General features: G+C 48.6%; 19 protein-coding genes. 6 read left to right on the top strand and 13 right to left on the bottom strand.

Annotation, left to right across the window (positions count from 1 at the left end):
* Positions 1–9: 9 nt before the first annotated feature.
* Both prpB and ACJJIC_RS12760 read right to left on the bottom strand, forming a co-directional pair.
* Complete coding sequence (prpB, locus tag ACJJIC_RS12765) at positions 10–888, bottom strand: methylisocitrate lyase (RefSeq protein WP_445357097.1); 879 nt, start codon at positions 886–888, stop codon at positions 10–12.
* Between the two features lie 3 nt (positions 889–891).
* Entirely contained in the window at positions 892–1,545 is a 654-nt protein-coding gene (locus ACJJIC_RS12760) for a GntR family transcriptional regulator (protein ID WP_252085777.1), read from the bottom strand.
* A 332-nt stretch (positions 1,546–1,877) separates the two neighbouring features.
* Between ACJJIC_RS12760 and ACJJIC_RS12755 the strand changes: the two genes are divergently transcribed.
* Positions 1,878–2,405 (top strand): DUF2062 domain-containing protein, encoded by a 528-nt coding sequence (locus tag ACJJIC_RS12755; RefSeq protein WP_444885079.1) that lies wholly within the window; start codon positions 1,878–1,880, stop codon positions 2,403–2,405.
* On the opposite strand, the gene ACJJIC_RS12750 is transcribed toward ACJJIC_RS12755, so the two are convergent.
* The 6 genes from ACJJIC_RS12750 to ACJJIC_RS12725 all read right to left on the bottom strand — a co-directional run bounded on the left by ACJJIC_RS12750 (position 2,395) and on the right by ACJJIC_RS12725 (position 9,602).
* Positions 2,395–2,817, bottom strand: a complete 423-nt coding sequence (locus tag ACJJIC_RS12750; RefSeq protein WP_445357096.1) for a hypothetical protein — start codon at positions 2,815–2,817, stop codon at positions 2,395–2,397. The two genes, ACJJIC_RS12755 and ACJJIC_RS12750, sit on opposite strands and share 11 nt — an antisense overlap.
* Before the next feature lie 10 nt (positions 2,818–2,827).
* Positions 2,828–4,087: a lipoprotein-releasing ABC transporter permease subunit gene (locus ACJJIC_RS12745; RefSeq protein WP_445357095.1), complete on the bottom strand. Its 1,260-nt coding sequence runs from the start codon at positions 4,085–4,087 to the stop codon at positions 2,828–2,830.
* Positions 4,080–4,832, bottom strand: a complete 753-nt coding sequence (gene lolD / locus ACJJIC_RS12740; protein WP_444886076.1) for a lipoprotein-releasing ABC transporter ATP-binding protein LolD — start codon at positions 4,830–4,832, stop codon at positions 4,080–4,082. The genes ACJJIC_RS12745 and lolD overlap by 8 nt, the downstream gene beginning before the upstream one ends.
* Before the next feature lie 72 nt (positions 4,833–4,904).
* Complete coding sequence (locus ACJJIC_RS12735) at positions 4,905–6,146, bottom strand: lipoprotein-releasing ABC transporter permease subunit (protein WP_445357094.1); 1,242 nt, start codon at positions 6,144–6,146, stop codon at positions 4,905–4,907.
* A 51-nt stretch (positions 6,147–6,197) separates the two neighbouring features.
* A complete protein-coding gene (locus ACJJIC_RS12730) occupies positions 6,198–7,832 on the bottom strand; it encodes an alpha/beta hydrolase (RefSeq protein WP_445357093.1) in 1,635 nt (544 codons plus the stop codon).
* A 135-nt stretch (positions 7,833–7,967) separates the two neighbouring features.
* On the bottom strand, positions 7,968–9,602 hold the full coding sequence (locus tag ACJJIC_RS12725; protein WP_445357092.1) for an alpha/beta hydrolase: 1,635 nt from the start codon (positions 9,600–9,602) through the stop codon (positions 7,968–7,970).
* A 184-nt stretch (positions 9,603–9,786) separates the two neighbouring features.
* Between ACJJIC_RS12725 and ACJJIC_RS12720 the strand changes: the two genes are divergently transcribed.
* Positions 9,787–10,083 carry a hypothetical protein gene (locus tag ACJJIC_RS12720; RefSeq protein ID WP_252085769.1) on the top strand — a complete coding sequence of 99 codons (297 nt, stop codon included), beginning with the start codon at positions 9,787–9,789 and terminating at the stop codon, positions 10,081–10,083.
* 272 nt (positions 10,084–10,355) lie between these two features.
* Complete coding sequence (asnS, locus tag ACJJIC_RS12715; RefSeq protein ID WP_252085768.1) at positions 10,356–11,762, top strand: asparagine--tRNA ligase; 1,407 nt, start codon at positions 10,356–10,358, stop codon at positions 11,760–11,762.
* A gap of 59 nt (positions 11,763–11,821) precedes the next feature.
* Here the strand turns inward: asnS and ACJJIC_RS12710 are convergent, their stop codons facing one another.
* Positions 11,822–13,783: a GMC family oxidoreductase gene (locus ACJJIC_RS12710; RefSeq protein ID WP_445357091.1), complete on the bottom strand. Its 1,962-nt coding sequence runs from the start codon at positions 13,781–13,783 to the stop codon at positions 11,822–11,824.
* 581 nt (positions 13,784–14,364) lie between these two features.
* On the opposite strand from ACJJIC_RS12710, the gene ACJJIC_RS12705 reads away from it, so the two are divergent.
* The 3 genes from ACJJIC_RS12705 (at position 14,365) to ACJJIC_RS12695 (ending at position 16,117) form a co-directional block, all read left to right on the top strand.
* A complete protein-coding gene (locus ACJJIC_RS12705) occupies positions 14,365–14,739 on the top strand; it encodes a hypothetical protein (RefSeq protein WP_445357090.1) in 375 nt (124 codons plus the stop codon).
* Between the two features lie 292 nt (positions 14,740–15,031).
* Complete coding sequence (locus ACJJIC_RS12700; protein WP_252085765.1) at positions 15,032–15,673, top strand: hypothetical protein; 642 nt, start codon at positions 15,032–15,034, stop codon at positions 15,671–15,673.
* A 174-nt stretch (positions 15,674–15,847) separates the two neighbouring features.
* The gene (locus tag ACJJIC_RS12695; RefSeq protein ID WP_445357089.1) at positions 15,848–16,117 is read left to right on the top strand and encodes a hypothetical protein; all 270 of its coding nucleotides are present in this window, start codon (positions 15,848–15,850) and stop codon (positions 16,115–16,117) included.
* Positions 16,118–16,225: 108 nt separating this feature from the next.
* Here ACJJIC_RS12695 and ACJJIC_RS12690 read toward each other — a convergent pair whose 3' ends face one another.
* The 4 genes from ACJJIC_RS12690 to ACJJIC_RS12675 form a co-directional block, all read right to left on the bottom strand.
* The gene (locus tag ACJJIC_RS12690) at positions 16,226–17,101 is read right to left on the bottom strand and encodes an alpha/beta hydrolase (protein WP_445357088.1); all 876 of its coding nucleotides are present in this window, start codon (positions 17,099–17,101) and stop codon (positions 16,226–16,228) included.
* A 356-nt stretch (positions 17,102–17,457) separates the two neighbouring features.
* The gene (locus ACJJIC_RS12685) at positions 17,458–18,828 is read right to left on the bottom strand and encodes a M23 family metallopeptidase (RefSeq protein WP_445357087.1); all 1,371 of its coding nucleotides are present in this window, start codon (positions 18,826–18,828) and stop codon (positions 17,458–17,460) included.
* Between the two features lie 3 nt (positions 18,829–18,831).
* Positions 18,832–20,328, bottom strand: coding sequence for a peptidoglycan DD-metalloendopeptidase family protein (locus tag ACJJIC_RS12680; RefSeq protein WP_445357086.1), 1,497 nt, complete (start codon positions 20,326–20,328; stop codon positions 18,832–18,834).
* A 22-nt stretch (positions 20,329–20,350) separates the two neighbouring features.
* Positions 20,351–20,728 (bottom strand): BlaI/MecI/CopY family transcriptional regulator, encoded by a 378-nt coding sequence (locus ACJJIC_RS12675; protein ID WP_445357085.1) that lies wholly within the window; start codon positions 20,726–20,728, stop codon positions 20,351–20,353.
* Positions 20,729–20,927 lie beyond the last annotated feature (199 nt).

Genomic DNA, 20,927 nt, shown 5'->3' with positions numbered 1-20,927 from the left:
TAAAGTAAATTACTTCTTGAACAGCTCATCGAGCTTCTGCTCGAATACGTGATAATTGAGGTAGTCGTAAAGCTCCTCGCGGGTCTGCATGGTATCCACTACCGCTTTCTGGTCACCATTTTGCAGAATGCTGGTATACACATTCTCCGCCGCACGGTTCATAGCTCGGAACGCCGACAGCGGATACAGTACGATATCTGCACCAGCTTCGCCCAACTCTTTGGCGTTATAGAGCTCGGTTTTACCAAATTCGGTGATATTCGCCAGAATCGGCACGTTCAGCGCGTCTTTAAATGCGCGATAGTGCTCCAACTTGGTGACGGCTTCCGCAAAAATACCGTCTGCGCCGGCTTCGATACAGGCCTGAGCGCGTTCAACAGCGGCATCCAAACCTTCTTGGGCGAAGGCATCAGTGCGGGCCATGACAAAGAAGTCATCATCGGTGCGTGCATCCACGGCAGCTTTGATGCGATCCACCATCTCCTGCTTGGAAACAATCTCTTTATTCGGGCGGTGGCCACAGCGCTTCTGTGCCACCTGATCTTCGATATGCACCGCTGCAGCACCGGCGCGAATCATTTCTTTGACAGTGCGGGCGATGTTAAAAGCGCCACCCCAACCGGTATCGATATCCACCAGCAACGGCAGCTCACTGGCTGCAGTAATACGACGCACATCCTCTAGCACATTGTCTAGGCTGGTCATACCCAGATCCGGCAGGCCGTAGGAAGCATTGGCAACACCAGCACCGGAAAGGTAAATCGCCTTGTGGCCAATACGCTCGGCCATAATGGCGGAATAGGCGTTTATGGTGCCAACCACTTGAAGCGGTTGGTTCTCGGCAAGGGCGCTGCGGAAACGCGCGCCGGCGGAAGGCTTTTGGCTCATGCTCTACCTCAGTTTATTTTCAATATTCTGCCTGGAAGCACGGATATGTCGGCGCATCAACAGCTCCGCCAATTCACCATCCCCCGCTTCTATGGCTTCGATAATATGGCTGTGTTCGCGAAAAGCGCGCTGTGCCCTGGGGCTGGCCATGCCCAGCTGGTAGCGATACATACGAACACGGTAATAAAGACGGTTGCACAGGGTGTCGATCAACAGATCATTCTTCGAGGCCTGCACAATACGGAAATGGAAGTCGAAGTCTCCCTCCGGCTGAAAATACGCCTTACCGGCTTGCAGCTCTTCCTGCTGTTCGTGGCGCGATAACATCTGGCGCAGTTCCAACAGGTCTTCCTCGCTGCGCTGCTCAGCGGCAAGGCGGCAGGCCATGCCCTCCAAAGCTTCACGCACTTCGTAGAGTTCCAGCAGACCACGCTCACTCAGCTCCACCACACGGGCACCTATGTTTACCCGGCGCTCCAGCAAACCCAGAGACTCCAAACGCATCAGGGCTTCACGCAAACTGCCGCGACTGGCATTGAAGCGGCGGGCCAATTCCGGCTCACTAATCTTGCTGCCTGCAGGTATGCGACCTTCCACAATTTCACCGCGCAAGGTCAAAAACAGGCGCTCAGCCAGGCTCTGATGTGGCTCCCGCAAGGGGCTGTTGGTTCCAGTGACACCCATATGACTTTAACATTGTCGACAATTCTTTGGGATTGCAGACCATAAATGAGTGCGACCTGGGCGTCAACTCGAATCCGCATGACTAATTGTTGACAATTAATGGCGTAAAATGACTTCTATCACGGTAGTAGTTTTGCCATCACTAAGTGGGCATAATAGCGCCCGCGCCAGATACGGCATGCCCTACCACCCTGGGCGCTCTATGCTTATCTGGGGTAGGGAAAAAATCCCGACGAACGAATTTTCCAAACCCCGGTACAGCACTCATTAACAAGGCTGCCAGCACCCAGGTTTCAGATAGAGTTATGCCGAAGAGTATTATCAGGCGATGGCTGCCAAGCCCCGAAGAAATCCGAGCCAAGAATGGGCTCAAGTTTCTGGGGACTCTTCTCCACGATCCCAACCTATTTCACCTGAACCGACACTCAGTTTCAGTCGCCTTTGCCGTTGGCGTGTTCACCAGCTTCCTGCCATTGCCAGGGCAGATGATTATTGCCGCACTGCTCGCTTTATGGCTGCGCTGCAATCTTCCGCTATCGATTATTCTGGTATGGATCAGCAATCCGGTGACTATGCCGGCAATCTTCTACAGCACCTATAAACTGGGCGCATGGATTCTGGGCACGCCCCCGGTGGACTTTGATATCGAGCTCTCTTGGGAGTGGTTGACGGAAGAAGTAGGGAAAATCTGGATGCCGCTGTTTTTTGGCTCAGTCCTGGCGGGGGTTTTCTTTGCCACTGTTGCCTATTTTTCTATGCGCGCCCTGTGGCGCTGGCATGTAGTAAAACGCTGGAAGCTGCGTATTGAGCGCCGCTCTGCGGTCAGCAGCTAGCCTCACTTCCAAAGCACTTGTCGACCCAACCCAAAACCGCAGCGCCTGCTGCTATGGCCAGCAATGCTGGCAGGGCATGATCGGTGACAGCCCCCAATGCCAGGGCTACAAAAGTCCCTAGCAAAAAAGATATGGATGCAGCCTTAACCCGACTTCCTGCGGCGGTTAAGGCCACCACCCAAACCACCACCAAGGCAGAGATCATAGCGCCCAGGCAGATCAACCATAGAGGTAAGACCTGCCAACCTGCGGCATAGCACACAGATCCTTCGCGCATACCATCCGGGCAGAAGGTCATTACCCGCCAGCTTTCAAATTTCAGGCTCGCCACAAGAACGAGGACCCAGGCAGTAAGTGCCGCCGGTAGCGGCAGCAGTTTGCGCAAAACATGGAAAGCCTTGCTCGGCACCAATCAAAACCGCCTATTCGTTTCGCAGCGCCGCGGCAGGCTGCACACGACTGGCCTGGAACGCAGGATAGAGCGTGGCCAGCAGACTGAGCAGGAAGCCCGCACCAACTACTAAAGCCACATCTGCCCAAGATAGTTCTGATGGCAGATAATCCACCGGGTACACATCGGACTTAAGGAACTGAATGCCTAATGTGGATTCAAGGCCCGCCACCAGGTCGGTGACCGCCAGTGAAGTGAGGACCCCCAATACACCGCCAACGAGTGCGCCAACTAATCCCACTAACGCCCCCTGACTGACAAAGGTGAGGAGAATCTGCCGTGTGCTAGCGCCCATTGTGCGCAGAATGGCGATATCCGAGTGCTTGTCGATTACCACCATCACCAAAGTCGAGACCACATTAAAAGCGGCAATGGCAATGATCAGCAGCACCAGCAACCCCACCAGATTGCGGGACATCTGGATCGCCTGGTAGAGATTACCGTGGGTGCGACTCCAATCAGTTCCGTAATAGCCATCGCGAGGCAGGTCTTTCAACAGCCGCCGCATAATCCAGTTGGCTTCCAGCATTTCGGTCATACGTAACTGGATACCTGCGCCACCCTTTTGGCCAGCCAGGCCCTGGGCCTGCTCCCAGGAAACCAGGGCCAACGATTGATCCAGAACTGTCCCAGAATGAAAGACCTCCGCCACCTTGAAACCGGCCACACGAGCGGCGCGGCGGCTACCCGAGGCCGCATCGTTATTGGGCACTATCAAAGACAGGTAATCGCCCTGCTCCACTCCCAGTTTTTCTGCGATTCCGCGCCCGAGAATTACACCCGGCTCGGAATCATCGAGCATGGCTGGAAAAGCATTGGAACTGAGGAAATCATTGATATTCGATACATTGACGATGGTGTCCGGATTTACCCCCTGCACCAGCAGTGGTGTAACCTCGCTGCCACGACGAGCCAGTGCGTTCACCTGCCAAACTTCCGCCGCGGACTCCACCTCAGCATCCGCCGCCAGCTGATCGCGCAGAGCAGGCCAATCCACCGCCACAGTGGCGTTATAGATAGTCGCGTGGGGCATGATGCCGAGAATACGCTCACGCAGCTCGCGATCGAAGCCATTCATTACCGACATCACCACGATCATCAAGGCAACGCCGAGAATCAAACCAATCATCGACAGGCCGGAAATAAATGACACCAAGCCTACGGAGTCATCGCTGCGGCGCTGGGCTCCGGCATAGCGCAGGCCGATAAAGGCTGGGAGTGGCTTAAACATGATCACCTTGGTGCCAATCACTGAGAAGCTCGCCATCCACTAGGTGCAAGCAGCGATCCAGGGCTGCGGCAAGGTCTGGGTCATGGGTGACAATCACAAAGCTGATACCCATCTCCTGATTGAGCCGGTCCATCAATTTGTGAATCTCCCCTGCCGTGGTTCTATCCAGGTTGCCGGTGGGCTCATCCATCAGCACACAGGCAGGGCGAGTCACCAGCGCCCTCGCAATCGCTACACGCTGGCGTTCTCCCCCGGAGAGCTGCGAAGGCTTATGATCAACCCTCTCACCCAGGCCTACCGCTTCCAGCATGGATTTGGCCTCGGTCCGTGCATTGGCCACGCTGTGCTTACCGATCAGCAGTGGCATTGCCACATTTTCCAGGGCACTGAATTCATTGAGCAGGTGGTGAAACTGGTAAACAAAACCGAGACTGCTATTACGCAACCAGCCGCGCTCATTGGCATTGAGTGTCGCCAGGTTCTGGCCGGCCACCCAAACCTCTCCACTACTCGGCGTGTCCAACCCGCCGAGTAAGTTGAGCAAGGTGGATTTGCCGGAGCCCGAGGCCCCCACGATGGCCAGCTTCTCACCCCGCTCTACTTGCAACTCCACACCACGCAGAACCTCAAGATCTCTGCCGCCCTGGCGATAGCTCTTGCGCAACTGGCGGCAGGCCAGGACAGCATCACCGGGAGCCGTTGCCGGCCTCGCCTTCTCAGTGTCTATTTCCACTCGACTATTCATCAATATTTGCCGCTTCCAAATTCTGAGAAATTACTTTAGGTACTGATCATATCTATATGATTTATTTAACAATTATTCGTAACGCAAAGCTTCCGCTGGCTCGATTTGGGCCGCCCGCCATGCGGGCAGCAGTGTCGCTAATAAACTCATACAGATAGCGGCGGATAAGACTACCACTGCATCGCCAACACGAAACTCCGATGGCAAATAGCTCACGAAAAATACCCGCGGATCAAAAATCTTGGCGCCCAAAAGGTTTTCCATCCAGCTCACCATCTCGGTGAGATTGAGCGCGATTAGGATACCCAGCAAGGCGCCAGTAAATGCGCCTATCAGCCCGATCGCACTGCCCTGGACAACGAACACTGCCATTATTTGGCGTGAAGTGAGCCCAAGGGTTCTGAGCACGGCGATATCGGAGCGCTTGTCCGCCACCATCAGCACCAGGGCCGAGACAATATTAAAAGCCGCTACAGCTACGATGATCATCAACATTAAAGTGACCACCGTCTTCTCCATCTTCACCGCCTGAAACAGGCTTCCCTGGGAATGGCTCCAATCCTCACCACTAAAACCCTCTCCGAGGGCCGCGGCGTAGGGCTCAACCCTACCGAGAGCATTATCCATATCGTCAAAACGCAGCTGTAATCCCTGCACCCTGCCGGACATGCGCATTAATCGGGCTGCATCCTCTACGTTCATCAGTGCCACATTTTGGTCCACCTGAGCGCCTACCGAGAAAACTCCGGCGACGGTAAAGCGTTTGGTGCGTGGGAAGATACCAGCGGGAGTTACCGCCACCTCGGGCAGGGTCAGAGTGACGGACTCGCCGGGCAGCACATTGAGCTGCTGGGCGAGAATACGGCCGAGCACTATTTGGTAACTGCGGGGCTGTAACTCATCCAGGCTGCCCATCACCATATGCTCGCCAACTTCAGAGACATCGCGTAGGGCCTTGGGATCTACACCTTGGAACTCGACCCCGTGGCTATCGCCGTAGGCGCTCAACAGGGCAAACCCTTTTACAAAGGGACTCACCGCCTCCACATGGGGCTGCTGTTCAAGCTTCTGAGCCACGCCCTGCCACTCTCGCAAGCCGCCTTCGCGCTCGATGAAACCGTGGGGAACCACGCTCAATATTCGTGTTTTCAGCTCACGATCGAAGCCGTTCATCACAGAAGTCACGACGATCAAGGCAAGAACGCCTAACGCCATGCCAATCAGGGAGAAGCCATTAATAAAGGAAATGAACTGCTGCCTGCGGCGGGCAGCCACATATCTCAGGCCAATAAAAAGGGGGACAGGTTTTAACATAGAGCCGATTTAAACGGAAAATAGTCAAGAAATCCAAGGATTTAGACAACTTCAGCGCTTGGGAAAAATTTTTAGCTTAGCCCGCAGGCGCTGCAGCTCTGCCTCGCTCCAATCCGGAGGCTCGGTCAGGGCAATCCAGGCGAGCGTGTATCCTGCTGCCGAATAGCGGTGTCCGAAATCCCGTGGTGTGACCCCTACATTAAAGTCCGCTAACAGCTGCAACATAGTGACAACAGGGAACCAGCGAAGGTCCGGAGACACATCGGGCCCTCTGGGGCGCTCCAGCCAGTCAGGTCTGCGAAACGCCCAGCGAAAGTCAAAAAAGACAATCGGATCACTAGCATGCTGCAGGAAGGCGATACGGAATCTACCCCAGGGCTTCTGCCCCAAATAACCACCGTACTGATTTCCAAAGCGCACCACCTCTCCCCCTTTAAACTGGGGGAGCCAAGCGGGGGTGCCGGGATCACGATTATCGGTAATCATTCTCCAGGACCGCATACTAAACGGAGGACCAGCCCAAAGAGCACCATTAATGGGGCTATCAATCACATCGTAGAACTGAAAGGAGTCTTCAGAGAGCTTGGCTCCTAAACTTAGCCCGTATAGATAAAGTTTGGGGCGAGTGTTTACCGGTAGCTCCTCCCAGTAATCGTAAATCACCTTGAACAGTATGCGAGCGGATGTTCTGATCGACTGAGCATCTGTAAACAATACGATGGGGCCCGGTAAATACGAGTACTGTACGGCCACTGTAGCTACATCCCCTCGGTACAGAAATTCAAGAGAATTCACTGCCCCTGGGTCGATCCAGCCATCCCCAACCGGGGTTGCAATCAGCAAAATTTCTCGCTCAAACGCCTTTACGCGCTTCAACTCTTCAAGTGCCAATAGTGCACGCTGCTGTGGCGTGTCTGCTGAGTGCACTCCCACATAAACTCGAATGGGGTCCATGCCCTCCCCTGCAACCTCCCGAATATCCTCCGCAGATGGCCCAAGAGACAAAAATCGGCGCCCCTCATGTCCCAACCTATCCCAGGCAAGTAGCGAGTTCGCTCCACCTGACTTGCTGGGATCTTGCGGAGGCGGCAAGTTCGCAACAACAATCAGATCCAGCTTTTCATAGATAAGTGAGACTGCATAGAGGCCCGACTGCAACAACACTCCATTCAACACACTCCAATAAAGCAACAACGCGACAAGCAGCCCAGTAAGGGCTGCCACCCTTGGAGGGATGGTCTTTTCTAAACGGGCAGATACGCGCAAAACCACCCTGAGAAAGCCTTTGCCTGCCCATCTAAAGAGCAGGAATACGCAGAGCGCAACAACACCAATCGTAATTGGGGCGACGCCAGAAATTGCCGGCATGCCCATCAATGATCGCACTGAATTCTGCCACTCCGTCCCCTGCCTAAGAAAAACTAAAATAAGGCTGACACCCAAAATAATTATCAGCCCTCTCAATATTTGTCGCTGCCGATGGTCTAGCGGGATATCGGGAACGCCCAAATACTTCCAAACATAGCGGACCAGCACAGACAGTGAATACCCAACGGTGAATGAAAAACCGGAAAGAATACCCTGCACATAGGCATTGCGAGGAATCAGAGAAGGAGTGAGGCTCAGAGCGAAGCATATCGCGCCCAACAGTAAACCTGAAATTGAGAAAGCGGTTAATTTTTGCATTCATGCCGCCGATAAGCTTGAGCCCCAGATCAAAATGGCTTGCGCCAACTTCTCACTGAACAGCCCCATGTAACCCAATAAACAGCCAGAAATGTTTTTGATCTTGAAAGAGTACCTTCTTACGGCAGGCCGCACTCAACGCACTGGATAAGTTCTGAGCTTTTCCCGTAGGCGCTTTAACTCCTCGTCACTCCAGTCGGGCGGCTCGGTTAACGCCATCCAAGCGAGGACATACCCTTCAGGTGCATAGCGGTGCCCGAACCCCAGTGGCGCAATCCCCAAGTTTAGGTCTGCCAGTAGTTGCAGCATGGTCACTATAGGAAACCAGTAGAGGTCTGGAGAGACATCCGGCCCTCGTGGGCGCTCCAACCAATCCGGCATTTGAAACATCCAACGCAGATCAAAAAAGACTATTGGATCACTGGCGTGCTGCAAAAAGGCGATTCGAAAGCTTCCCCAGGGTTCCTGCCCTAAATAACCGCCATATTGATTACCAAAACGAACAACCTCTCCCCCCTTAAACTGCGGTAACCAGGCTGGGGTTCCGGGGTCGCGACTATCCGTGATGATGCGCCAGATGCCTGTGCCAAATGGCGGCCCTGCCCAGAGTACGCCATCGATAGGATCATCAATAATGTCATAAAAATCAAAGGAGGCTTCTGATAACTGAGCACCGAGACTCAAGCCAAAGAGGTACAGCCTTGGGCGAGTTTCAACGGGCAGTTCCTCCCAGTATTCGTAGATCACCTTAAACAAAGCCCTGGCGGAATCCAGCCCATATTGATTATCTGTTAATAATGCAATTGGGCTTGGCAAAAAGGAGTATTGGGTAGCAACGGTAGCCACATCCCCTCGATAAAGAAATTCCAGGGAGTTTATAGCCCCAGGATCTAACCAGCCTTCGCCAGTGGGTGTCGCAATTAGCAATATCTCTCTATCGAATGCATTGAGGCGCTTTAGTTCAGCAAGTGCCAGGAAGGCTCTTTGCAATGGAGTTTCTGCAGCCCGCAAACCCACAAAGACCCTTATCGGCTCTTTGCCTAACCCGGCAACCTCACGGATATCCTCCACAGAGGGGCCAAGGGTTAAAAAGCGACGCCCCTGATGCCCGACACTTTTCCAAGTTAATAGAGAGTCCGCACCGCCAACCTTGTTGGGGTCCTCAGGTGCCTTCAGCCCTTCTGCAATTGCCTGATCATGTTTTTCCCAAATGACCGAGACAATATGCACCCCTACCTTCAGGAGCACCCCATTTAGAATGCCCCAGTAAAGTGCCACTGCCACCAGCAACCCAATGAGCAAAGCCACCCTTTCAGGAATATGCACGGATAGATACTTGGTAACAGCATGAATGACTCGGCGAAACCCTTTACCCATCACCCAGAATGAGAGAAAGACCAGCAGGGCCACGGACCCCACGGTAAAGGGCCCGATCCCGGTAACCGGCTGCATACCCATCAAGGCCCGCACCGAGTTCTGCCAGTGCGCCCCCTGCCAAAGAAAAATAATGATCAGGCATATGCAGGCAACCAGCGCTAAGCGTTTAAGCACTCTGCGCACCCCAGGACTGAGAGGAATGTCGGGAAGCTCAAAGTAATTCCACAGCCAGTGCATAAACAAGCCGATCACATAGCCAAAAGTAAAGGAGGTTCCGGCGAGAACACCTTGCATGAGGGCAGTGCGTGGAATCAGAGAGGGCGTAAGAGAGAGAGCAAAGAGAATAGCGCCAAGCAATAGCCCCAGAACTGAGAAGGTTTTTGAGAGTCGCATCCATGCCCGCCCACAGGACTAAGCCCAATGGTCAGCCTAGCACACACATACTCTCCTTCCCCGGACCTTTTTCCCCTACAAGGCGCCTTCTTCGGTATAAAAACGTGAAGAAGTTCAAGTGTTTTGGCATTTTTTCTGTTTTAATGGCCCGGCGTATTCGAACACCTAAATCGGAGAACAATAAATGTTCAGCAGAAATCGCAACGGAGTGGCCCAGATCGCTGGTACCGTGGCACTTCTTTTGGCATTTGGCGCCCAGGCAAAAACCCTGGAGATTCCTGTGGGCTCCCAGGGCGCAGAGCTGTCCTTTGGTGAAGCTCGCGGCATGAAGAAAAACGATATCAGCACGCGCCTTGGTGAGCCCCTCAGTATTATGGGCCCCGTCGGCGAGCCCGCTATCACCCGCTGGGAATACAACGACTTCTATGTCTTCTTTGAGCGAGACACAGTACTGCACACGGTGAAGAAGCCGCGCGGCTAGGCCCGTGCGATTTTGGGGCAGGTATCGAATCCAGGCCCCACTCCCTCCTTCCCGCAAGCCGCCAAGTACTTTACCCACACAATCCTGATGCTTTTCAATGGCGCCACCCAAATAGGCCCGCTCTCCCGGCAAGCTTCCAAATTGCCAAGGGACTGGATTTCCCCTCAGCAACAGGTCAATATGCCCGCCGTAACTTCACCTTGGTGGCGTGGTCAGCTTTTAGGCAAGTCGGCAGAACACCACCTTCAGGACTAGCGAGAAACCGATAGAAAATGACAGTAAAAGTCGAATCCGTAGATAGCCTATTAAAATCCACCGGCCGTGAGGGCGAAGAAGTTCGCGTACAGGGCTGGATCAGAACCCGTCGCGACTCCAAAGCCGGTCTTTCTTTCCTGGCAGTACACGACGGCAGCTGCTTTGACCCTATTCAGGTCATTGCCGAGAATCATCTGCACAATTACCAGTCTGAAGTACAGCGCCTGACCACAGGCTGTGCAGTGGATATTGTTGGAACCGTCAAGCCTTCAGAAGGCAAGGGCCAATCGATCGAGTTGTTAGCTTCTGAAGTTCAAGTGGTCGGCTGGGTAGAAGACCCGGACACCTACCCAATGTCCCCCAAACGCCACACCATGGAGCACCTGCGCGAACACGCGCATCTACGCGTCCGTACTAATGTCAGCGGCGCGGTGGCTCGAGTTCGCAACTGTATCGCTCAGGCGATTCATCGCTTCTACCACGAGAACGGCTTTAACTACGTACACACGCCCATTCTCACCGCCTCTGACTGTGAAGGCGCCGGCGAAATGTTCCGGGTCAGCACTCTGGATATGGAAAACCTGCCACGCAACGAGCAGGGCGCTATCGATTACAGCAAGGACTTTTTTGGCGAGGAGAGCTTCCTTACCGTATCTGGCCAGCTGAATGTTGAGAGCTACTGTCTGGCCCTATCCAAGGTTTACACCTTTGGCCCCACCTTCCGTGCGGAGAACTCCAACACCACTCGCCACCTAGCCGAGTTCTGGATGGTAGAGCCGGAAGTGGCTTTTGCCGATCTGGCCGATATCGCTGATCTATCTGAGCAAATGCTGAAGTACATCTTCAAAGCCGTACTGGAAGAACGTGCCGACGATATGGCCTTCTTCGCCCAGCGCATCGATAAAGAGGCCATCAGCCGCCTGGAGAACATCATCGAGAATGATTTCGCTCGCATCAACTACTCCGATGCCATCGAAATCCTGGAAAACTGTAAAGAGAAGTTCGAATTCCCCGTCTCTTGGGGTATAGACTTGGCCTCTGAGCACGAACGCTACCTGGCTGAGAAACACTTCAAGAAGCCAGTGATTGTTCTGAACTATCCGAAGGATATCAAAGCCTTCTATATGCGTATGAACGATGACGGTAAAACTGTAGCCGCCATGGATGTACTGGCACCGGGTATCGGTGAAATTATCGGCGGTGCCCAGCGTGAAGAACGCCTTGAGAAGCTCGACGAACGCATGGATGAAATGAACATCCCCAAAGATCACCTCGACTGGTATCGCGACCTGCGCCGCTACGGCACAGTGCCTCACGCAGGCTTTGGTCTGGGCTTCGATCGCATCGTGTCTTACGTAACTGGCATGGGAAACATCCGCGATGTTATCCCCTTCCCGCGCACACCAAAGAACATCTCGTTCTAATTAAAAAGCCCCGCTCTGCGGGGCTTTTTCTTTTTCAACCTGGGTTTAGTAAGGCCCTATCAGGCAATCTGGCCCGCTGCCGCCGCAATAATATCATCGCTAGCTTTTTCACTAATCATATACACCGGCACCACGATAAAGAAGCCCGGAATACGAGGAAATACCGAAGCATCCACCACTCGTAAATTATTAGTGCCATGTACCCGGAATTTACTATCCACTACTGCCATTGGATCACTGGCTGGCCCCATTTTATTGGAACAGGAAGCGTGGTGACCCCATGCCTGATTTTTAACAAACTGACCGATTTGCTCATCGGTCTGCACATCTCCACCGGGCAATAACTCCCTGGCTACCTGCTGGCCAACGATAGGGGCCGACATAATATCCCGGGATATTTTTACACCCTCGACTACCGCCTGTAAGTCTTTTTCATAATCACCACTACCCTCATCAAAATAGTGAAAATTAATCTCTGGGGTGTCCTGCGGATTGGCAGAGCGCAAAGTTACCCGCCCAGCCGTATTATTAGTATGACCTTTAAGTACGATCCAGGAGAAGCGATCTTTGTAGTCCCTTAGCGCCTGAGAATAACCGGGGTAATAACCGTGGAAATCAGAGGGCGCTCCAAAAATAAACAAATCAGGATCTGGTAGGTCGGGGTGGGAGCGCTTCACCAAAGACAGTACTGGACCATTGCCACTGTAGGGGCCTTTATTCAGCCAGCCGTAGCGATATCGATTCAGACAGGGGTCACCCTGCTCGCCCCAGGTACAATCCTTGAGAAGGGCCAAATCCTCGGTCATCTCACTAACAATGCCGACTTCGTAACGATCCTGCAGGTTTTCACCTACACCCGGCAAGTCAACTATCTGATCAATTCCGTGCTGAAAAAGCTCTTGGCTTGGACCCACTCCGGATAATTTCAGCAGCTGAGGACTATTGAATGCCCCTCCCGAAAGAATCACCTCCCTACTCGCCCTCACCTGCCGCATAGTACCAATGGAGCCGGCATCATCGTGATAAGGGTCAGCCTTATAGAGATTCGCCCCCTCCATAAACTCCACCCCAATAGCCGTTTTACCTTCAAACATCACCCTTGTTGCCAGCGCATTGGTGCGAATATGTAACAGGTTTGGATAGCGACTCTGGGTATCCAAAAGGTGCTCTCGTACGCTCTTGCGACGACTTCTGCTATCTGCAGCCATCGGGGCAATAAAAGGCCCCTCCTCTCCTGAGGCCACATCCCAGTGATTGATATCTAAGCGTAGGTTTCCAGAAATAATCTGTTCAAGGGCTCCCTCCAGTCCGTATTTCGCCAATGCTGCCTTGACGATTTTTAATATTGCCGGGTCTTCCAACAGCAAAGCCGGATTACCTCTATTAGTAGGAAGCCATCCATCAAAACCATGGCGAGAGGGATTCGAAAATATTGGACGGGAAACATATTGGCATCGCTCAAGCCGCTCAAAATATCGCCGCATATTGCTGCTGCCCCAAGAACTATCTCCTGTCGCTTGAGCAATACGGTCAAAGTCATTGTTGTGGGGATAGACAGTAATCAGCGCATGGTGTGTCGTACAGCCCCCTATAGTACTAGCCCGCGGATATAAAACACCTTTACCTGGAATATACTTATCATCCAGCTGTTGTTGATTAAAATCCGCGTAATGCTTAATAAAGAAATCCCAGCTCAGCTTGCGGTCTTCTGACGCAAAAGGGTGCCAAGCGGGAATATTATGTATGTCATCACTAGGGTCATTGGCCCCCGCCTCAAGCACCAATACCGAAAAGCCCGCCTTTGCCAGGTTTGCCGCTAATGGCCCCCCTCCCGCACCAGAACCAACAATTACGTAATCATAAACATCATAAAACTGATTTGAACTACCCGAAAATGCAGAGCCAAACCCAGAAGCAACAGCACCTGCTGCCAAGCCCATTTGAAGGGCGCGCTTGGTAAAAGTTCTTCGGTCAATGCCTGCTAGATGATTTTTTTTCTCCGGCGTTTTCTTCTTATCCATATTAGTTATTCGCTCTAATGTTTTAAAGGCTGCACGACGCACGCTAAGGGATGAAACAGATACAATCTAAAAATCAATACTAATTATTTAACTCTAAAGCTTTTCAAGCCTATCTAGAACATATTTTTAAGCAACCAGTAAAATCTCGTTTTAAAACGAGCATCGCAAAATGTCAGCACAATGAGTTATAACAAACTAAGCCTCCTCGCCACCCAGAACTCCAACCCCAACCCCAAGAGAACCTTCTCCAATAACGCCTCTATTAAAGCCATTATCCTCATAAACTGGAATTTTTGATTAACTTGCGAGTTGAACTCCCCCGGAGTTACAAAAGGCGACAAAATGTGAACTAGTGTGAACTTTACACTCGCCAATTATCGAATTTTATAAAATATAACAGTTAAACAATCGTACTTGTTGCGCCAAACACCAAGCCACAGTTATGATTCAAGTCAAGAAGCAAAAAAATTAAAAAAAACACTTCTGCTTTCAAAAAAGCAGAGAAGATAAACAACTTCTGAATTAGCAACTATCAACAGCTATTAACCAATGGCCAAATTGGTTTTAAAAGGGAGAAAGAGATGTCCCTCAGAGAAATCTATATTGACTCCAATTCCTTACCAAAATTTGGTTATTCCAGAGAGGAGGATGTCAATATGCTGATATCTAATCTGGATACTACCTCTCTAAATAATATCAGCATCGTTATTGCAAACGGAAAAGGAATAAGAATCTTCGACCAAGAGAGCATTAATCAATCAACGCTCATCGGATGGGTCTGTCGCTTCCCTGCTGGAACAACCCCTCCAAACGGCCTAAGAATTTCTGAACAAGGCCCTGGGCAATATTACATTTCCCCTGAAAGAAATATGACAGTAACACGTTTTATCGAACTTCTGAAAGAAATGTCTCTGAAAGCAATAACTCTTTTCAAAAGAGCCGATAAAGCCATTTAGTGCTATTAGACACAAACAAGCAAACCAATAACAATCGAAGGTCTTTATTGCCTACAGACTTACTAAATAATATTGTAGGCAAAAATTAAAAAAGGCTTTTCCCAGAAGATTTTATTTAATCCACTCTCTTTTAATTTACCTTAATTGTAAGTAATGCTAAAGAAGTGGTCACTTAAACATTCCTTTTGAAAATAACTACGGATTTAAATCAACATCAATTCGTTTTGCCTTAAAAAACAACCTTAAAAAGAACCCAATAGAAACAACCCCCTATATTGAAGGAGAATACGCTATGCCCAATCAAGTCCGGAGCCGCACTACTGCTACCAGTTGCAATGACATGCTCGCCGATCTGAGCACCGCTCTGGGAGTACCTCAAGCCAATATGCGTTGTATAGGTGTAATGATACAAGCAGGTAAAACCCTAACGTCATTTAGTAATTTTAAGAAGACCATAGGCGGTGGACATGTATCACCATTTGTTGTGGACGCCAACGGATTGCAGAGCTGGGACGAAGTCTGCGACAGCAGCTGGCAAACCTGGGCACAAAACTCTGCCACTGGTGAAACCCATGGGACTGTAAATGATGTTATGTTCTACCCAAGCTCAGCAAATGACATCACTATCTATGTACACCCTGCTACAAATACCGAAGTAGCAACTGTTGTAAATAGAGCCCAACAGCTCTTGAACGCTACCAATCTTGTTTATAACCACAACCCAACTCTTACCTCCAGCTTTCCCACAAGTGGAGACTGCGTTACCAAGAGTGCCTGGGTAATGGGGGCCTTCTCCTATTCAAAACCTATGCAAGGTGCAGTAACTCCCTGGGGACAAGCGGTAATCTATGAAGCCTACACATCACCAGTTAACTTTATGAGCAAATGGGTCAAGATCAAAAACAAGGGCTGTAAGCTTGGAGTGATGAACTAATATCTGGCTATAAGATAAATTCTTTATCAAGGCACCTGCATCTATAACCCGGCGAAGAGTTAGGCGAGTTCTGTTCTCTTTTGCCGGGCCTCTAACTGACCACATCGAAGAGAAGTGTTCGATGCTATAGTTAGTCCAGACGCCCCCTAATAACCACTGCTTGAGGAATATCTAATGGTTTACCTCTTTATGCAGGCCTCAGTGAAAGATTTTGATAAATGGCAGGGAGTCCTTATGGACTTCATGCCAATTTTAAAGCGAATGGGCAGTACAAATACATCAGTGTATCAAGAAATAGGCAGCCCCAATAATGTGACCGTGATTCATGAATTCACCTCCAAGGAGAAAGCTGAAGCATTCGTGAACAGTAACGAGTTACATGACTCCCGAAAAGAGGCTGAAGTCATAGGTACACCTAAGATTTGGTATACCGAAATGCTATAAAAAGACTAGCTTCATATACACACCAAGGTACCCTCCACTACTTAGGTTTCACCTATTTACTATGAGCAGATGATCAAAGAGCTTACCTAAATTCAATGTCGTGATGCATTAGTGCATCTTCCACTGATCCTGATAAAGCCACCTTAAACCTTTTGCCAAGCCAATTGGAAAGGTTGAATAGTGATCAGCCCCGCTTACCACCTCATCATTGAGAGACATACCCTGATAATTTCGTGAACGCAAACGCCCAACAAAGGCCTTGTGACCGCCCACCATGTCATGATTCATCCTCCCGTTTTCTTGAGTCTCGAGAGCACCAGTTGCAAGGTAAATATTTGCACTTAATGATTTATTCCTTTTTGAATACGCCTCCTCAATATCAAAAATCATTTCATTTTTATACCAAAGCGATGGACTAGTGAGAATATAACTGGAAAACAGATCCGGCTTATTAAACAATACCCAGGCACCAAATGACCCGCCTAAAGACTGGCCAGCCAAAATTCTTTTTACAGGATTTGCACGATAATTTTTCTCTACAAACGGGATAACCTCTCCCTCAATAAACCTAAGATATTCTGGAGCACCGCCGGTCTTGTAGCGCCTCCAACTTTTATCAACCACCGGGGTAAGATCCCGCACTCGACTAAACTGTCCCAGCTCCCCTTGCGCAAAAGAGATACCGATTACAATCGCCTTATTCATACTTTTCAGATGTGTCACACCTGCAGCGACTTTGAAAGTATAAGGGCCATCATTTAGATAAAGGGTGGGATAAGTTCGATCACTCTGAGAATCATCATAATACCCAGCAGGCGTTTTAATGTATAAATCATATGTTCGCCCTAATATTTTTGAATGAATTGTAAAAACCTCAGAATTATCTAGCTCAAAACCTCCAGGCTTGGGAGTAACAAGCTCTTCAGCCAGCGCATTGACGAAACATAGGAATAACACGACTACAATATATATTAACTTATACACACTCTACTCCTCAGAGTTTACTTTTGCACCCTAAAAACCTTTGCCTACCCAAATAGCAATCAGATCATAAAAGCATCAATTACCACAGGTATATGAGAGACATGCGGCATAGAAGTGAAAATAAAAAATTACTTGGCAACAAGTAAGGAGTTTAGATTTTTATATCCAACCGAGACAATTATCTCACTCAAAGGTAAATTTCAGGCCTCTGCTTTCCTACTCTCATTATTAATAAACGATCACTATCGGAACCAAACATGCAGTACAGCTAAGCTCAAGCTCTGCCACCCACATAAGATAGAAAAAATGCTCTATCATTTATACTGGGCCCCTAGCTCAAACAAATAAATAATTTTTCAGCTTTTAAGTGCCTTGTAGACCCTTAAGGTTTCATCTACCGCCTCAACAAATTCATAAAAACGTTCCAAACTTTTTCCTGTTAAACGATCAGAAGTAGGAAGATCTAATCTAAGTGGATCTATTGCTTTACCATTTTTATGAATTTCATAATGTAAATGCCGCCCCTTAACCCTACCTGTAGCCCCGAGATAACCTATCACCTGCCCTTGCTTCACTTTCATACCGGCCTTGATACCCTTGGCATAACCTTTAAGGTGCGCATAAATAGTTTGAATGCCCGATTTGTGGGCAATGCGAATATAATTTCCAAAGCTACCAAAGTAAGAGGCCCTTTCTATAGTGCCATCTCCAGCGGCAAGTATTGGTGTACCTGATGGAGCACCAAAGTCAAGGCCATTATGCATTCTTGTATACCCCAATACTGGATGTTTACGTCTGCCGTAATATGATGATAGACGTGCATTCTTTAATGGAGTCTTCATAAGGAAGCTTCTTGAGCTTTTTCCACTAGGGTCCAAGTAATCAACAACGCCTGACTCACGATCTTGATAGCGATAAAGGGAAACGGAATCACTTTCTAGAGAAATCTTAGCAACATGTATTGCATTGAAAACTTCATCACCCTCTATATCATCCCGCAAAGTACTATAAAAGATGGAAAAGCGATCACCTGAACGAATCTCACGCTGAAAATCTATCTCGTAACTTAAAATTTCATTCAGCTTAGTCAGTATCGCATTATTCAGACCAAGCTGTAGACCAGACTTATATAAGCTACCTGCAATCTCACCTTCAACATAATGTTTTTGCAAAGTAGTTGGGTTTTTCTTCTTGAAAACGATGAATTTTTGACTAGATTTCTTAATCTCTAGACTCTCAGCAAATGCCAATTTCACCCCAATACTTTGAAACTGTGATTGCTCATCAAAAGTTAATTGAAAAACCTTCCCCACTGGTATTGCATTGACATCAAAGTGCTCAGATAAAAGCTGTATGACTCTATATGCATCTTTATTACCAACGGAGTTTTCAATAAGCAAGGATAACAAACCCTGATTTTTAGCAAGCGATACGGACTTTATTCGGTCATATTTATTGGTAATAAGGGGTACACCACCCATTTCAGACTCATCAATTTGAGTATTTTCCACCCTCAAATAGAACCTATCCGTTTTTGCCAAATAAAATATAGACAGAACATCTTCATTAAGCTTAAAGATACTCTCTTTCTGATCAAATGACTTTGCCTGAAGTACCTTTGGGTATAGCAGTACCATCATTAGAATATAAATCAATTTAAGAGTAATTCTGCCAAAAGAAAACGATATTCTTTCAGAATCAGCATTTCCAACTAGACACTTTTTCATATCTCAACCAAACCACAATGCAAGCAAATGTTCCGGATCAACTCTTTCACCTTGCTCAATCAACTCAAAATGAAGATGAGGACCTGTTACTTTCCCGGTAACACCAACTGTTCCAATCTTTTGTCCGGCTTTCACATTTTCACCAACCCTCACCTCCCGAGAATCTAAATGCGAGTAAAGTGTCTGTGTATTATCTCCATGATCAACAATAATTATCTTTCCGTAATTTCTATGTTTGTACTGATCAGTTGAAACAACAACAATTCCACTAGCAACAGAAACTATTGGCGAACCCAGCGGAGCTGCGAAATCCGTACCAAGGTGAGGTTTCCTTCTGAACTCCTCTAAACCTCCAAATTGACTGCTTATACGTGCACCTTCAACCGGGGCTATCCATGTTTCTTTTTTAGAGCTAGCGATTGAAAAGCTAGAATTTACAAAAACCCCAAAAAATATTAGAAATATGGTAAAAAATACAAGTGCTCCCCTAAAGATCCCTGAAACCAATCTATTAAGCTCAGAACTTTCACAAGCAGCCTCCCTGATATTCACCACTCTCTTTTTAAAAAAAGTTAACTGATTAGCCTCTTCAAATACTGAAAAGGCAGCAACACCCTTACAGCTGGTTTGCCCAGAGCACTGCTGTAATGTTCGCAGCATTGCCTGGGCATATACTCTTCCACTTCCTATTTCGGAGGATTTTAATACTTCTCGGTCGCAGGATAGCTCAATAGCCCATAACAATTGCTCTTTAGCCCACCTAACAAATGGAATGAACCATAAAAAACTCACCAAAACATGGGCAACCATAATAAGCAAGGGGTCTCGCCTTCTTATATGGGTTAATTCGTGCTCCATAATTAATTGCCTTTCCTTGGCATCCATCGATATTAGATAACCAGGCAAAACGAGCCTCAAGTTAAGCAAACCAAAAACGAAGGGTGAGCACTGAGCCTTTGTAACAATTAGTTTTACATTCTTTTTAGACAGGTAATCAGACTGCTTACTGGTTAGCAGATTACTGACAACTTGTCGCTTAAGGTCCACCTCATTAGCAATATCCAGCATTTTAACCAATCGACTATGCCTTCTAAACATTATTATCAGGCTTAGTAATACCCCGCCAAGATACAAAATCATCCAGGAGCCCGTTAGAATGTCGATATAATTCAAAGTTAGTGTTTTATTCTCCAGCTGAGCACTTTCAATTACTGTATAACTAAAAGCCGCCTCTGGAGGCGTAAGATCATATCTAAATTCAGGCACTAAGCCCGTTGAAAAGAAACCCAATAATTGCGCAAGAAAAAATGGCAGACTAATCACACATAAAACACACCCCCAAAAGCTACGCCAGCTAGTAACACGCCTAGACTTAAAACTGGCCAGAGAGGTTATTGCTCTTACAGTTATATAAATGAAGCATGCCCAAATTACGGAAAATATAGATGTAACAAAAAGATTGGGCGTAAAGAATGACAACGAGGATAGTAATTCCTGCATATAATCTCACAGCCTCCCCGATTCAATCTGCTTCAGGCCAGGTATTCAACATTTCCTGTAGCTCTTCCAGATCTTGGTCATTCATTAATTTACTGTTAGCAAACATAGCTATAGGAAGCGGACCATCCAGCTCAAGAACCCGTGAGGCGAAGTCTGTGGCATATTGTGCAAGTGTTTCGACCTTTTCAAGAGCTGCCTTATAGACTTGAATGCCGTGTACTTCAGACTGAATCACAAAAGACTTATCCCGCATTCTATCCAACGTTTTCCTGGTGGATGAATAGGACCAGCAGAGTTCTGATTTCACCTCTTCATGCAATTCTCTTGCACTTAGTGGACTCTGCTTCCAGAGTGCCTTTAGCAAAGTAAGCTCTGTGGGGGAGGGTTTGGCTTCTCTCATTTATTATCTTCTCGTGACGCTAATCGCATTTCCGCTACATCTGGCGCAAGTATGCGACATGAGTCGCATGAGGTCAATTCTAAAGTTGTCACAAGTACCTATCAGACCTTGGTTGATTTTTAATCAAGACTGGTAATAGAGGGGGCCCTTAATAAAAATTACAACACATGAAATATTTAGGGGCGCAAGCTCAGCGACT

It is taken from the genome of Microbulbifer mixtoriginis (SeqCode) (genome assembly GCF_052468275.1).
Note: the sequence above shows the minus strand (reverse complement) of the source record. Positions and strands in the feature narration are given on the sequence as shown.